The sequence below is a fragment of the Pedobacter heparinus genome (genome assembly GCF_032678725.1).
GTDB lineage: Bacteria > Bacteroidota > Bacteroidia > Sphingobacteriales > Sphingobacteriaceae > Pedobacter > Pedobacter heparinus_A.
Genome location: NZ_JAVTSC010000024.1, coordinates 1 through 15,602 on the forward strand (window position 1 = coordinate 1; position 15,602 = coordinate 15,602).

At 44.9% G+C, this 15,602-nt stretch carries 9 protein-coding genes; 3 read left to right on the forward strand and 6 right to left on the reverse strand.

Annotation, left to right across the window (positions count from 1 at the left end; genetic code table 11):
* Positions 1 to 445: 445 nt before the first annotated feature.
* Together R2Q85_RS23700 and R2Q85_RS23705 are read right to left on the reverse strand one after the other, a co-directional pair.
* Positions 446 to 1,177: an SMUG2 DNA glycosylase family protein gene (locus tag R2Q85_RS23700; protein ID WP_316814291.1), complete on the reverse strand. Its 732-nt coding sequence runs from the start codon at positions 1,175 to 1,177 to the stop codon at positions 446 to 448.
* Positions 1,146 to 1,877, reverse strand: coding sequence for a GntR family transcriptional regulator (locus R2Q85_RS23705; protein WP_316814292.1), 732 nt, complete (start codon positions 1,875 to 1,877; stop codon positions 1,146 to 1,148). Before R2Q85_RS23705 ends, R2Q85_RS23700 begins: the two co-directional genes overlap by 32 nt.
* Positions 1,878 to 2,208: 331 nt before the next feature.
* Here R2Q85_RS23705 and R2Q85_RS23710 point away from each other — a divergent pair, with 331 nt between their 5' ends.
* Both R2Q85_RS23710 and R2Q85_RS23715 read left to right on the forward strand, forming a co-directional pair.
* A complete protein-coding gene (locus R2Q85_RS23710) occupies positions 2,209 to 3,978 on the forward strand; it encodes a class I mannose-6-phosphate isomerase (protein WP_316814293.1) in 1,770 nt (589 codons plus the stop codon).
* 10 nt (positions 3,979 to 3,988) lie between these two features.
* Positions 3,989 to 5,344 (forward strand): sugar porter family MFS transporter, encoded by a 1,356-nt coding sequence (locus R2Q85_RS23715; RefSeq protein ID WP_316814294.1) that lies wholly within the window; start codon positions 3,989 to 3,991, stop codon positions 5,342 to 5,344.
* Between the two features lie 3 nt (positions 5,345 to 5,347).
* Here R2Q85_RS23715 and R2Q85_RS23720 read toward each other — a convergent pair whose 3' ends face one another.
* The gene (locus R2Q85_RS23720) at positions 5,348 to 6,358 is read right to left on the reverse strand and encodes a metallophosphoesterase (RefSeq protein ID WP_316814295.1); all 1,011 of its coding nucleotides are present in this window, start codon (positions 6,356 to 6,358) and stop codon (positions 5,348 to 5,350) included.
* Complete coding sequence (locus R2Q85_RS23725) at positions 6,355 to 7,512, reverse strand: PAS domain S-box protein (RefSeq protein ID WP_316814296.1); 1,158 nt, start codon at positions 7,510 to 7,512, stop codon at positions 6,355 to 6,357. The genes R2Q85_RS23720 and R2Q85_RS23725 overlap by 4 nt, the downstream gene beginning before the upstream one ends.
* A gap of 198 nt (positions 7,513 to 7,710) precedes the next feature.
* Here R2Q85_RS23725 and R2Q85_RS23730 point away from each other — a divergent pair, with 198 nt between their 5' ends.
* Entirely contained in the window at positions 7,711 to 8,787 is a 1,077-nt protein-coding gene (locus R2Q85_RS23730) for a universal stress protein (RefSeq protein WP_316814297.1), read from the forward strand.
* A 113-nt stretch (positions 8,788 to 8,900) separates the two neighbouring features.
* On the opposite strand, the gene R2Q85_RS23735 is transcribed toward R2Q85_RS23730, so the two are convergent.
* Entirely contained in the window at positions 8,901 to 10,670 is a 1,770-nt protein-coding gene (locus R2Q85_RS23735) for a hypothetical protein (RefSeq protein WP_316814298.1), read from the reverse strand.
* Entirely contained in the window at positions 10,667 to 15,598 is a 4,932-nt protein-coding gene (locus R2Q85_RS23740; protein ID WP_316814299.1) for a hypothetical protein, read from the reverse strand. The genes R2Q85_RS23735 and R2Q85_RS23740 overlap by 4 nt, the downstream gene beginning before the upstream one ends.
* Between the last annotated feature and the right edge of the window lie 4 nt (positions 15,599 to 15,602).

Below are 15,602 nucleotides of genomic sequence, written 5' to 3' on the forward strand. Positions count from 1 at the left end.
CATATTGGTTGATAACGAGACAACATGCGATATTAATGATGATACCCGGCCTTTTGTATTACAGCCTATTGATCCCAAATACCGATTTGGCAAAGAAGAATCAATGAAAAGAGTAGGTTTGTGATATTAATTTTGAAATACTGTTGCCAATCAAAAGCACGATGAGCTATAATTCATTAATATTATTCGTATCTTTAAAATACCTGATCAGGACAATCAGGGTTTAGTTGAAAGTGTGCTACTTCTGTGCTACTAAAATTTAGAGTAGCAATTTAAAATATTGAAAAACAAACATTTACGGAATCGGGTCATTAGACTGAAAATCCATGTGTCGCCGGTTCGATCCCGGCCCATACCACTGCAAAAAGCTTCAGAGAAATCTGGAGCTTTTTTGTTTTATAGGATTTTGATTCCGCTCAGTATTTTAGATCAGCAATGCTCCGGTCTATGGATTCACGGCATTAAACGCAGAGAGGTATTTGTCTATGTAAAACTGTTTGCTGGATGTTTTGTATTGCATAATGAACCTTGGGTGCTCCAGTGCTACAATTTTCTTAAAGAATTTATATTCTGCATTTAGTTTCAAGAGGAATTTTTCGTTCTTACCAGTGCCGAAACAAAAACATAGACCGGTATGAACACCGATTGCAATTTGTTTACGAATGTTTTCAACTATGAAGTCATACACTGCTTTTTCCAGCGCTTTACTGTCGTAATAATTGTAATTCTTTTCTTTTCCGTTTGCAGCAACAGCAGTAAAACCCAATGGGCAGGGAGAGCTGATGTAAAACTGTTTGTAAAATGCCTCAGCACCACCAAAAGCATGGATCATTTCATAGATAAAGACGGAAGAAGGTTCATGGGACAATTTTCCAGCGTAGGCAATATTGCATTCGGTGATCAGCCGTTTCGGGTCAGTGAACGGAATTCCTGTAAGTCCGGCGCCAAACCTGCCGGGATTGATCCCCAGGATCAGGTGCCTGGCCTGGTTGTCATTATAGTACTTGTGGTAAAATTTCTGCACAATGTCCATGGTTTGCAGGTTTTCCTTGAAAGGATTCATGATCCGGATACCTGTTGGCAATGCCGCGCCGGTGTAGGACAGGTTTTTGTTGAATCGGATAACTTTGTCTGCAAAGGTCATTTTATTCTTTTCTGCTTTCCACCGTATAGACAAAACTATCGGCTTTATAGTAACCAAGATTATATTCTATCGGTTTATCGTCCTGATCAAACACAAACCGCTTGCGGAACAGGATTGGACTGTCGGGCGCAATCTCCAGTTTTCCTGCGATAAATTTGTCGGCGGCCCTGGCGCTGATCTCTTCTTTGGACAATTGGGCTATCACCTGATAATCCAGTTCCAGGATTTCGTAAAGCGGTCTTTTGAATTCTTCTTCTACGGTCAGGCCTATGCGTGGATGAAAATAGGATACGAAATAAACAAAAGGACCTTCTGGCCGGCCTCTTAGTCTTTCCATTTTTAGAATCTTTTGTGCTGTTGTGATCTCAAAGAAAGCAGCAATCTTATCGTCAGGATAGACCCAGCTGACATGGAGCTCAAAGTTTTTGATGGCAATGCCCCTGGCCTGCATTTCCTGTGAAAAACTCAGCCAGTTGTTCGATCTGGAGCTTACCGGCAGGTCGGCAACTTTAGTGCCTACGCCTTTTTTTCTAATCAGCAAACCTTCATACACCAGCTTATTTAGTGCCTGCCTTAGTGTCGTCCTGGAAATGCCGAGTTGAATGGCCAGGTCAACTTCGTTGGGCAGCAGCTCACCATCTTTAAACTGTGGCTCATTGATCAATTGGCGGATAAGCTTTTCTGCCTGCTGGTGTAAAGGAACCGGACTTTTGTGGTTGATTGTAAGTTTCATTTCGGGGACTTCATCAAAATCTATACAATAATATTAAAATATAAGTAAATTATACATTTGTTTAAATGTATGTACATTTTGTCGTTTACTGTGGGATATGATATTTCTAAAATAATTTTGAACTACTGGTGAAAAGTATTCCAATTCACTATTTTATCTGTTTGGCTTTAATTGATCTTATTATCTGTATTTTATAGATATTGTTTGAGTGTGAATTATTTTTATGGGTTTGTTTTTATAAAATATAATATTTAACTATGTATGTACATATAGATTTAGAACGGGGAAATATCCGACCGGTGCCTAAATCATAAATCTTAAAATATCAGTTTTGAAAATATCAAACTTTGAAAAATTTCCAGCCTTAACCATCGAGGGACATACCTGCATTTCAGGATGGGCAGCGATATGCGCCTGCATTACTGAGCACATTCAACAAAACAACAGCAGTGTCATCGCGATAGATACTTATCTGGGCGTATATGCTAATGAAATAGAAAAACAACTGCAGGATATTTTAGCCCCTGTCCAGATACTACGTACTGAAAAATCATTTCTGTCTGCAGCACAGCTCCATGAAATGATATATCCTTTTGTAACAGATGATCCCGTATTTGGATTCATGAGCGGATTTAAATTAACCGATTTTCTGGATCCGGAAAAGCTGGAGGCCCGACAAAAAGAAATTGCTGCTGTAGCAGCTGGTTTGGTAATCGTAGTGGGCCCGGGAGCTTCCCTGGTCGCACCTGATGCAACATTGCTCATTTATGCCGATATGCCGAGATGGGAGATCCAGCAAAGGTTCAGGGCTAACCGGATCAGTAACCTGGGTACTGAAAATCAAAATGATGAGGTCTCCTATCAATATAAACGTGCTTTTTTTGTAGACTGGAGGACGTTAGACAGGCACAAAAAGAACATATGGACAGCTGTTGATTATTTTCTGGATACCACTGTCCCCGATCAGCCAAAGATGATCAGCAGTGCCACTGTTAATTATGCGCTGGCTACTGCAGTAAGCCGTCCATTCAGGGTAGTTCCCTTCTTTGATCCGGGACCCTGGGGTGGGCAGTGGCTGAAAGAGGTCTGTGATCTGGACAGGAGCAAACCTAATTATGCCTGGGGTTTTGACTGTGTGCCGGAAGAAAACAGTTTGTTGTTCCGCTTTGGGGAGGAGGTTTTTGAAATGCCGGCTATAAACCTGGTATTCAGGCATCCCGAATCACTATTGGGAGAAGAGGTTTTTAATGCTTTTAGATATGAGTTTCCTATTCGTTTTGATTTCCTGGATACCATGGACGGAGGGAACCTCAGCTTACAGGTGCACCCTTTAAGGGCTTACATTAAAGAACATTTTGGGATGGCCTATACCCAGGATGAAAGTTACTATTTTATGGAAGCCCGTGATCAGGCTTTTGTTTATCTTGGATTAAAAGAAAATATAGCTGCGATAGAAATGCTTGCGGAACTACAACAAGCCCAGGAGGGGGTACAACCTTTCGATGCAGAACGCTTTGTAGAGAAATGGCCGGTTAAAAAACATGATCATATTTTGATACCGGCTGGCACAGTACATTGCTCGGGGGCTGAAAGTGTAGTGCTGGAAATCAGTGCGACACCTTTCATTTTCACCTTTAAATTATGGGATTGGGGACGTATGGGGCTGGATGGCAAACCTCGCCCGATTTCACTGGAGCATGGGAAAAAAGTGATCCAGTGGGACAGGACCAGTAGCTGGACTAAGGCAAACCTGATCAATCAGGTTGTTCCCATAGCAGCAGGTGAAGGATGGAGAGAAGAAAAGACAGGCCTGCATGAAGGATTTTTTATTGAAACCAGGAGGCATTGGTTTACAGGAACTGTACCACACCATACCAATGGAATGGTGAATGTGCTTAACCTGATTGAGGGTTCGTCTATCCTTGTGGAAAGTCCAACAGCCGCTTTTGAACCTTATAGGATACATTATGCCGAAACCTTTATTGTGCCGGCTGCAGTAGGGGCTTATACCATAAAACCTTATGGAGAAAGCCAGGGGAAAACCTGTGCAACCATTAAAGCTTATGTACGTACAGAAAATTTAACAAATTACAAACTTTAAACAGATCCAGGTGGAAAAACAAGGAAACAGGAATTATGTATACAAGATCACCATTGTTGCAGCGGTAGGTGGCTTGTTGTTTGGCTACGATACGGCCGTGGTAGCTGGTGCCATTGGGTTTATCCGGCTGCGCTTCGATCTTTCGCCAGCCATGATGGGCTGGATTGCATCCTGCGCGCTGGTAGGTTGCGTTACGGGTGCCCTGTTTGCAGGCTACCTGAGCGACCGCTTTGGCCGCAAAAAGATCCTCATCCTTTCCGCCATCCTTTTTGCGGTATCATCTGCAGGTACTGCCATGCCGCAAGACCTGAGCTGGTTTGTGGTATTTAGAATTATAGGAGGCCTGGGTATCGGAATTGCTTCTATGATCTCACCCATGTACATTACCGAATGTGCGCCGGCGGCTATCCGTGGGCGCCTGGTTTCGATTAACCAGTTTGGCATTGTAACCGGCATCCTGCTCATTTATTTTGTAAACGCAGGTATAGCAGGTTTACACGACGAGGCCTGGAATATTCATACCGGCTGGCGCTGGATGTTTGGCTCGGGTATTGTCCCTGCTGTCATTTTCTTTGGCCTGCTGCTGTTTGTTCCTGAAAGTCCGAGATGGCTGATACAGGCAGACAGGACAACTGAGGCAGAACAAATACTGACTAAAATTAACGGGGTTATAAAAGCAAAAGCAGAATTGAAAGAAATTAAGGCAGCTATTCATACAGAAACAGGAACTTTCTCAGAGCTGTTTAAGCCCGGATTAAGAACTGCTTTGGTAATAGGGGTCATCCTTTCCATCTTTTCACAGGTTACCGGCATCAATGCCATTATGTATTATGCGCCGGAAATTTTCAAATCTACCGGAGATGGATCAGGTTCAGCCTTAATACAAACCATACTGGTCGGAGTAGTTAACCTGTTGTTTACCATCGTGGCCATTAAATACGTAGACCGGGCAGGCCGCAAAGGTTTGTTAATGGCCGGATCGGCAGGAATGGCCATCTGTCTGGCCATTGTTGGCACGGCTTTTTACCTGGATGCAGTCAGGGGTTACCTGGTATTGATGGCCATACTGGCCTATATTGCCTTTTTTGCCTTATCCTTAGGTCCCTTAACTTTTGTAGTGATTGCCGAGATCTTTCCAAACAGGGTACGTGGCCGTGCCATGTCTATCTGTCTGTTTTTTCTCTGGTCTGCTGTTTATTTTGTAGCGCAGTTTTTCCCCATGCTGCTGAAGTCTGTGGGCAGCGCCTATACTTTTTGGATGTTTATGGTTACCTCCGTTATTGCTTTTCTTTTTATATGGAAATTCCTTCCGGAAACGAAGGGGAAAAGTCTGGAAGATATCGAAAAATCATGGCAGCCAAGGTAATTTTTACCTGATCCCTATCTTTTTAATAACCCCGTTAAAACCTGTTACAGAGTCGGGCAGGTTGGATAAGGTAATTGGCATATTGGTTTCCGGCATAAAAGTATTAAACGTCAAATTTTTAGGCATCCTAACCGGAATTTCAATAATTGAATAGGCTTTTTTTGCAGGTTCCTGATGTCCGAGAATGGGGCGCGGCCCGTTGCCAATGCAGCCGGCATTGAACAAGAGTATCCCGTTTTTATGAGCCGGGAAATAGGCGTGCTGATGGCCACTGATGTACATATCAATACCATTTTCCTTAAAAAAATTAAGGGTCTGGTCAGCACTTTCATTTACCTCGCCAGGTTTATTTTTATCAGCTACAATCGCATACAGGGGCAAGTGCCCCAATAGAATGCGAAAGCCTGCATTCCGTGCCACTTTACTTTTTAATTGTTCCTTCATCCAGTCCATTACCTCGGGTCTTATTTTTGCAGATGCAGCATCCCAGCTGATAAAAAAGACATTGTTTTTTACATAGCTGAAATAAAAGGGGTAATGGGTGTTGTCGGCAAAATCAAGATGTGTTGCATTCAGCTGTTTGGCCCAAAATTGTTTTGCTGCAGCCCTGTCTTTTAAAAAACCAGGTGAGGCGTCGTGGTTACCTAAAGTAAAGCCAAAGGGGATTTTTAAATCGCTGATGGGTTTCAATACCGTTTGATTAAAGGCATTCCACATGCTGTCAATGTGTGCTGCTGTAAGTGAAGCCTTCTGGCCGGCTACCATATCTCCGCAACAAAGGATAATGTCAGGGTTAATGGTTTTAACGCGGTTAATTACTGCTGTTATATCAGGGCTGTAGTTTAGTGCGCCATAGCTGGCATTCAGGTCGCTGATTACCATGATTTTTAAAGCATGATCTGGGCTGTTTATATCAGGTGCAGCTTCATGGCCCTCTTTTGGCCATGTAAAAGAAGTAGTTATCGAAAACGCAAGTACCAGTAAAATGGCTTTAAATGGCTTGGAGATTTTCATGTCTGGAGTACAAAATAAAAGGTAGCGCCTTCATGGAGTGCGCTGTTTACTACAATGTCAGACTGATGTTCACGTAGGATCTCCGCAACCAGGTAAAGTCCGATGCCAAAGCCGGAGATGTTTTTGATCTGTTCATTCTGGACTCTGTAAAAACGTTCAAAAAGCCGTTTCTGATCTACAGGACTGATACCTACACCCTGATCTTTCACATAAATCTTTATATTTTTCCCTATACTTTCGCCACCTACTGTCACTGTGCTTGAAGCGGGCGAATATTTAACCGCATTGCTCAACAGGTTGAGCATTACCTGGCCTATTTTGTCCCGATCTCCATATACAGTGACTGCTTCGTCAAAGCGATGAAATTCAATATGGTGATCGGGGGAAAGCATCTGCATTTCGTTTACCACTTCATCCATTAGCGCAAGTAACTTAAAAGAAGATTTGGTGTATAGTATTTTTCCCGCCTCCAGCCGGGATAAACTGAGAAAATCGTGGATCATATCCGTCATTTTTTTAACCTGGACCTCTGCCCTGCTCATCAAATTGACACCAAATGGATCGGCATCTTTTTTTGTTTTGGTCAGCATCATCTGGACATAGGATTTTATGGACGTGAGTGGCGTTTTCAGCTCGTGGCTAACCAGGGCAATAAAATCATTTTTACGCTGCTCCTCCTGCTTTTTATCCGTAATATCTCTGGCTATTTTAGATAAACCAATAATATTTCCTTTGGTGTCTTTTATTGGTGAAATGCTGAGTGAAACATCGATGAGTTTTTTATCTTTTGTAAGCCTTTTGGTTTCAAAATGGTCTACACGTTCCCCGCTTTTTAAACGTTTTAAAATGTGGGGTTCTTCCTGGATCCGGTCATCCGGGATCAGTTTCAATATAGATTGTCCGATCATTTCCTCTGCCGTGTAGCCAAATATTCTTTGCGCAGAATTGTTCCAGCTGGTAATGATGCTATTCAGGTTTTTACTGATGATGGCATCGTCAGAAGTTTCTACAATGGCGGCAAGCCTCGCGCTTTTTTCTTCAGCGAGTTTCAACTGGGCAATCAGTTGGTTCAACTGATCGACATTGACCGTGTGTTCCACGGCTCTTTGCTCGTAACCGTTGATTTTATTATTTAAATCATTTATAGTTTTCATCAGGCCAGGTTATAAGGTAAGTATAATCAATTAAGTGCTAAAGTAAATCAAAAAATGTTGTTTTCTTCATGAGCTGTTCCCGGCAACCAGATGGTTTGTAAACGAATCAGGAAACCTTTTGAATGCCAGATTGTTGTTTAAATATCATCGATACGCTGCTGTTTGATATGCTCTCCGTAATTTTAAGAAGGAAGTATCATGGAAACATTTTCGGTAGAATTTACCACAGGCAATTTGGAGTTGGAAGCTATTGTAACGGCTTTCGATTATCACCGCAGGTTTAAAGTGGAGTTTGTTACAAATGAACACAATCCAATTGTGCTGTTTCGTTCGGAAGCCGGAGATTGGAAGGTGGAACAGCCTGGCCAGAGAACGATCTCAGAGAAGGCCTTCCTGGACATTGAAAAAGCAATAGATAAGCACCTGGATAAGATATATGCCATAAGAAATATACTGGTGCTTGTCGACTTTTCTGACGCTGCAGTTAATGCCGCAAAATATGCAGCCGCCATTACCACACGTTTTAAAACTTCCCGTATCATTTTGTACCATTCCGTTTCAGTACCTCTTGCAACAGATATCCCCTTGCAAAATCCGCTTCCAGCTGTAGATTTTCACCAGGAAAGCCGTGAAAAGTTAAAGGAGCTGCAACGGGACATTCAGCAATTGGTTGCGGATGACATTGAGGTAATTGCACGCAGTGATGAGCGTTCGCTCGTTTCTGCTGTAATCATCCTTACTGAGCAATTGCAGATTGGCCTGGTGGTAATGGGTACTACCGGAAAAAGTAACATGGAAAAAATATTTATGGGCAGCAATGCCATTAGCGTAGCGGATGCCTGTAAGGCACCTTTACTCATTGTTCCCAAAGCTGCTGTATTCGAAGACATCGACAGGGTGCTCTTTGCCTGCGACCTTAAAAAAGTGATGGAAACTACACCAACACGGCCTATAAAAACACTAATTCATGCCTTAAATGCGAAGTTGTATATCTTAAATGTTGCAAAGAACAATGCAGATTTTAATCCTGACACCATTGCTGAACTGGCAGCACTGCATCGCATATGGGATAAGGAACAGCCGGAGTATCATTATACCGATCATGAAGATCTGGTAACGGGGATCATGGATTTTGCAGCGGCCCAGCAGATCCAGCTGCTGGTTACCGTGCCTAAGGAATATGGTTTTTTTGAGGGGCTTTTCCATAGCAGCCTGACTAAAAAGCTGGCCTATCATACACATCTTCCCTTGTTGCTTTTTAAAGGGGATAAGTAACAGTATTTTAAAAATACCAGTAAAGGGGGATTTTTGTACTAAAGATAAAAAACTGTCAGAAAGCGTAGTACTATTCAAACCTGATAAGGAGATTACCGGCGGACGAAAAGGCATCAGCTCGTTTCCAGGATCTGATCAAAGCTCAGTTTACCGTTCCCTTCCCCGCTTCCGGTTTCCCGGTACCGGCCAATCCAGTTATAGGTTTTGCCATTGTACCACCTGGCCCTTTGCCAGGCACGGGTAACTATTGTTCCTGAATAAGGTATTTCTTCCTCATTGATAAAATAAGGTGCGGCCTGCTCATTTAACAATACCCCTTTAGCTTTTACGGTTTCCTTTGGCGGGTTACCCAGCTTTGGCATGGCAGCCCGCTGAAAACGTATGTCCTGATGACTGCCGGGCAGTTGCACAGGCAGGAAGGGGATCCAGTTTTCCGGAACATTGGTACCCAGTACATACCTGATCAGCGCGCTGGAAGCAGGTATCGGTGCTGGTAAAATCCCTTCTTTATTTGCGGCCTCGTGCCCGTTTACACCAATACCTGTAGAATCGGGGATGATCTGTTCGATTCCCCAAACCATATTGGCCATTTCGTCCCGCGTAAAGTTTACTTTTTCTAATGGCTTGCTTTGCTGGGAATGGATCAGTGTAGAAGGTAAAAAGAACTGTCTGTTGTAGCTGCCAATATGGTCTTTGTTGCTGAGGTTGTACATGCTCCATCGCTGCCAGTTGTTGTCCTGTCCGGCATCGGCCGCCTGTATCCAGGTACGGTCACCAAATACATCCTTCACTACAAAACCATCAATTTCACACAAGGTATTTACCTTCATTCTGTAGGGGATTACAAACCAGTCGTTGCCATAGACCAGGCCAAACTCGGCAAACAACAGCAGTAGGTGATCTGTGGTTTTCGCATTGAGTTTACCAAAGTTGATCTGCCGCTCTTCCATCTCCCAAAAGCGCTGGTTCGGCATTCCTTTAAAAGCTGTTGCAGTTGGAATAAAGGATATGGCAGCGGACTCATCAGGTATCGGGCTGTCCAGAGGAGTTGTGGTATCCAATTGCCGCAGTTCCAGGTCAACATCAAAGTTATACCAATCCAGGTTGCCCTGATAATAACCGGAACTACGGAGTACCATTTGTGTACCATCCTTTTTTGGTGCTGCCGTGCTAAAGTTATAGCTTAGCTTTTGTCCGTCCCAGGCATAATCTGCAGCATTTTCGGGCTGGTTGTATATGCGCAGGTACCAGGATTTAAAGTTATCCAGAAGGGTGTTTATCGCCGCCTCATCAGCAGGGGTAACCCCCACTTTGGTTTTAAAACTGCCGTCCTTTACATCGGCCAGTATCTTTTCTCCGTCAAAGGATCTTTTCAGGGTACTGATCAGCAATTGCTTGCTGAGCTCCTGGTTGTGGAAATCATCTGTGGTATAGCCCGTGATCCGGTAATTATTCTGATAAGCCGTAAGGTAAGCCGATTTTAAGGCAGGGGAGTGGAGCAGCAGAAAATACTGGGCAACCTGTATTTTTAAGGCCAGCGTAAAGGGAACAGGCTCCCGTTCTACCTGCGTTTCCATGGGGATGTCATCGCTGTAAGCGCTGGCCGCATTTTGCTGCAGTGCCATGCGGTCTATATGAAGTTGTCTGGTAATCAGCCTGGCATCTATGGCCGAGCCGGCATCTTCACTTTCCAGTTCACCCATCTGCCACTGCCGGGTAAGGAACCAAAGCCCATCGTGTACAGCAGCACTTAAACTCTGTGCAAAGTCTTTGCTTCGCGGGCGGGGTTCCAGGCGGTTGTAGGTGGTTATGGAAGGGACCCTATATATTTTAGATAAAATGTTGGGCGAAAATTGTTTGATCTGCTCTGTGAGTTGAATCATGGCGTTGTTTTTTTTAATGCAATGTTTTGTACTTCCAGAAATTTAGCCAGAATGTTCATGGAGTAATCCAATGAAATGTTGGTAAACATGCTGGTGCTGAATTCGGCCATTGTAGCCGGAAGTAAGGTGGTTAAACTTGTCATCTGATCAATGTCATCTGGCTCAATGGCTCTTTCTTTAGCTCTTTCAAAAGTATCGAGTATGGTATTGGTCAACTCGTCCCAGCTCCAGTTTCCCGTTTCCTGAGGTGTTACGGCCAGCAATATGGCCTGGGGCGGGGTACTGTTGGGTTGGTTGTAGTTAAAGGTGATGCCGCTTACTTCTTCTTTATTGGGAATCGTCTCGGTCCATTCGTCTAGCAACAGGCCGCATTGCATCGCATTGGCGTTAAAGCCGGAAGGCAGGTATTGGACAAACGCAAGGGTATCATGGAAAATCTCGGTGTTTGCACGGAATTCTATGGCCAGCCAGTTGTCATTTGCTTTAAAAGGCAATTGCATGGGCTGTGCCTCCAGTTCTTTTGCATTAAAGTTTTGATGGAGCAGCCTGACCATTTCCAGGGTATGCATTTTTTCTCTCACCAGCGATGCGCTGTGTAAAAACTCCGTAACGGGAAAGTTCATGCCCAGGCCTGCATCTGCACCCAATGCAGGATCGGCAGCTGTAGTTGCATATTGGAGCAGCTCATTGGCAGAAGAAACCGCTGCCTGGATCTCTGCAGGATGGTTAAATCCATACTTAGGCAACACCACAAAATCCTCGCCCAGCATTGTTTTGATCAGTTGTACCAGCAGGCTTACCTTTTTAGCATTTGCTGCATCAGCTGCTGCTACCTTTAACAGGGTATCGTCATAGCTTTGCTGCAGTCCGGTAAACCTTAATACCGCAGCATTACCTTGTGCTATTAAAAGCGTTGCGGCTTCCGCATCGTTGTTTGTTGCAGATTTGGGAAATGCAAAGCCCGAACCTGCATCAGCGAGTCTTCTTAATGCGGCCCTTAACGCCGATACGGTTAAATCGTTAACACTGCTTTCTGCTGCGGTCAGCGCATTTTTAAGCCCCAGCAGCAGTTGTTGAAACTGGGTGTGAACAGCCACTCCACGGGCTTTAAGTTCTGCCACATCGATATGCTGCGGGTCAGGAATTGGATTGTCCGGATCAACAACCGCATCAAAATCACTGGCATTTAATGCCCGGCCATTTCCAATCAGCTGCCGGATGTAATTGGCAAAAGGTAATATTTCTGCGAAAGACTTTTTCGACAGATCAGGGTTTGCAGTTTCAGCAAACTGTATTTTTACAATGGTATTGTCGTCCAGGGATTGCTGCTGAAGAAAGAAATCCCGGATCCTGCATTCCAGTTCTGATGCCCCCGATGTTTCCAGTTGACCACGGATCATCAGCACAAAATCCAGCGGTTGCAGCAACAGGTCTTTCAGGCTCACCGTGCCTGCAACTTCAGCTCCTCCTACATCCGCGGTTACCTGGCACAAAATGTCTTCAGGCGCATCCAGCAGCGTAGCTATCCAATGGTTCAGTGCGGGTTCGGCACAGGCTTTTAAATTGACCTCCGGATCTAAGCTTGTCCAGGGGCTGCTGGTAATGCCTGTATCAAAGTGTAAAGCTATCCGGTTGGTAAACGTCATCTGCGTACTTCTGGCCGTGTTGATCACTTCCACTTCAGGTGGTATATTCCCCAGGGATATGGCTTGCATTACCGCAGCAGCACGGTCAAAGTTTCCTGAGGCCATCTGGTAGGCACTTTCTGCGGTCAGTAAATCCTTCACTGCATCCAGGGTGTTTTGCAGCTGGTTTTTTTCCTGCTCCAATGCGTCGCGCTGTGCCGTAGTCAGTACCGGAAGATCGGGTACAGCAATATGCAGTGGCTGATCTACTTCGGCCAGACTCAATCCGTTTACCACTTCAAACGATGTTGCAATTTCTTCGGGGCCGGTAGTTTTTCCTTCCTGGGGTACTTTAGTTTTTTTGATGGGGAAGGCTTTTCTGAGTACCGGTTTCAGCTGGTCTAAAATGACAGGTTTTACTTTCCTGGTACTCCATTCATGCAGCCCGCGCTCAAACTGATAGCCCAGTAAAGCTTCCAGCGTTTGCCCGTTTCTGATTCCGTCCAGTATGGCTTTTGCCCTGCGTACCCTTTCTGAGGATAAGTTTACCGATAAGGCTTCTGCATCATCCTTATTTGCATGGCTAAGGTAACCATTGCGCAATATGGCGGCGGCAGTGGCATGGTTTAAACTGGGAGCATGTACAAAACCGCCATTTTCAGCTTCTGCAAACAGGTTGTCCTGCTGTTCACGCAAGCCTTCGGGCAATACCGATTCCGTTATTTTTTTCCTGGTGTTGCGCATTTTTACATTTTCCAGGTAGCCGTAACTGCCCAGGTAAACCCCCTTTTTGCGCGCCTCTGTACCACCTGATAAGTTTCGCTGATTGCTGATGCGTTGATCGAACAAAGAAGTTTGCCAGGCATCCAGCCGGTAGCTCAGGGTATCCAGGTGCTCGGTAAACGTACGTTGCAAACGGGCTGTAGGCAAATCTTTCAGCAGTTCAAGGGCCCATTTGTTTTCTGTCAGGTTGATGGTAATGTCGCTGTCTAAAACAGCGGTATGCACATGGTTGAACAGGCTTTTTTCAGAAACTTCTGTATTCACCAGCTGGTTAACCGGGGCTTTGTAAATTTCCCATGGGCTGGGAGAGGGCGCGGTACTGATGTTCATGAACTTCCGTGACTGTATAAGTTCTGAGGCATGTATGTTTTTAGTGGCCAGGTATTTGAAAATGCTGTGGTTGGTTTCCAGTAAAAGGCCATTTTTCAGCATCATGAACAATAAGGTTTTAGGCATTTTTCCATCGCCGAAATCCTGACTTTCCAGGCTGGTCTCATTGGCCATATTGCCCAGCAGCCAATCTATATAATTGAGGTTGCTGTCTGTTGCATAAGGTTTAATTTTATCCTGTTCCGAGAGTGGGTTGGTATCTATGATGTTCTTTTCATCCAGTGGAACAGGCTGATGCTGGAAAATTAGCTCCAGTAACATCGGTGGTATTTTTAAGCTGCCATCGTCTTTTTTGGTTTGGTAGCCTAAAGAAGTAAGCAATTGTGTAACCTGGTAAGCTTGTATGGCCATGAGCATCCTGTCGCCAAAATACTTCCCGCCCCAGCCAAAGCTTTCCAGATTTTTCAGGTAATCGTAGCTGTAACCTGTGCGCTGGAAAAATGTCTGAGAGCCGGAGTTAAGCCCCAGAATTTTTAGCAATGCTTCCCCGGCATTTCCATTTTTGGTAATCTGGGCCAGTCCAACGGTTTTTTCTTTCCAGTTGGCCGACATATAGGTTAAAACCTGGTACATTTTTTCATAAAAAAACGAACCCCGGTAATTGAAGGCATAAGCCTCCCTAAGCCTTGGATATTGCCAGTTGTTAAAATCACTGGTTACAATAATGCCATAAGGCTGATTGCCCACTCTTATTGCCGGTAAAGGTCCTCTGCCACTTACAAAATCTATAAAATGCCTCCGAAGGGCATCCCTGTCGGTATCGCTGAATACTCCGTTCAGCATGGTAGCGGTAAAGTAGCCCAGGGTTCCCGGATGCAATGCCGTATTCATGGCCATTGCCTCTGCATGGTCGCGGATCTGGCTGTTGGGTATGGTTTGGAATACGTCATAGTCCAGGCCCAGGTATTCGGCCAGTCTTTGCCCATCGGTAGCTTCATTGGCGATATCGGTTGGAGTAAATAATTGCTGATCAGTTTCTACCTCAAGGGCCATATCGTCAATAGACTGCTGGGCCTGGTAACCTGCATCCTCGGCTTCCGTATTGTTGGTTGGTGTACCTTGTTTCAGCAGGCTCATCCCTTCCAGGCCATAACGGTGGTTGGCTAACAGGTCTTCCAGTAATGCTTTGCTGTCATTTTCATCCGCAGAAAGTTTGAGCCCAAGTACCAGTAGCTTATCATAGCCCCTGGCCGCTTCTTCCTTGCTCTGCGGAATGACGAAGCCCAGGCCTTCCTGCACCGCAAGATTAAAATCGGCTATCCAGGCATATTCTTCCCCATATTGGATCCTGTTGTCTGTTTCATCCCGGGTAAAAGAGGGATCTTTTTCATCTACAACCGGGTTGGGGCCTGCAATAACAATGTCTTTAACCGGGCGCCCTACCTGGCTTAGTACCGCTTTTCCGTCGCGGTAGCCCATTAACACAAACTTGTCTGGTAAAACTTTGGTATGTGCGGCAGTGGTCCAGCTATCTGGTTTGGTATCAGGCGTATCCTCAAATGTCAGCGCTTCCGGGCCGTTAAGGCTTTCGCGTGCTGCCCAGTTGAGGGGCATGGTTGTTTTGGCTACCCAGGCTGCCCGGTTTACGCCAAATTTATCGCTCAGTAATTTCCAGGCCTCCCGTTTGGTTTGCGCATCGCCCTCCTTATTAAATAAGATCCGCCAATGCTCCCGGCCAAATTCCAGTTCTATTTCGGTTAGGGTCTTTTCGTGTGCAATCAGGGCAATGTCATCCGGATAAACCCTTACCATCAGCTGTATGCCATTTTCGGTTTGCCGGTACTTTGTTTCCATGCGCACAGGCAATAGCGTGATGGGCAGGTTGTCCTGCCATTCTTCAATCAATTGCTGTGGCTGGAGTTCATATAAGCGGTCAATTAAGCCATTTACCGCCAATGTACTTTCTTTTCTCCGGGCACTGCCGGCATCAATGGCAGCTTTCAATTTTTCAAGAACAGCAGGATCGTTGGTGGAGTGGGTATAATTGGTACTGATGTTGGTTCCTGTTGTGGCTTGCTGCTGCCGCTCCAGCGATATATACTTCATCTGTAGTTTATACAAGGCATCGGCACTGCCGTCCCTTTGTTGCCTGGCTTTTTTTATTTCATTTAACGATTCAAGGTAGCCCATACAA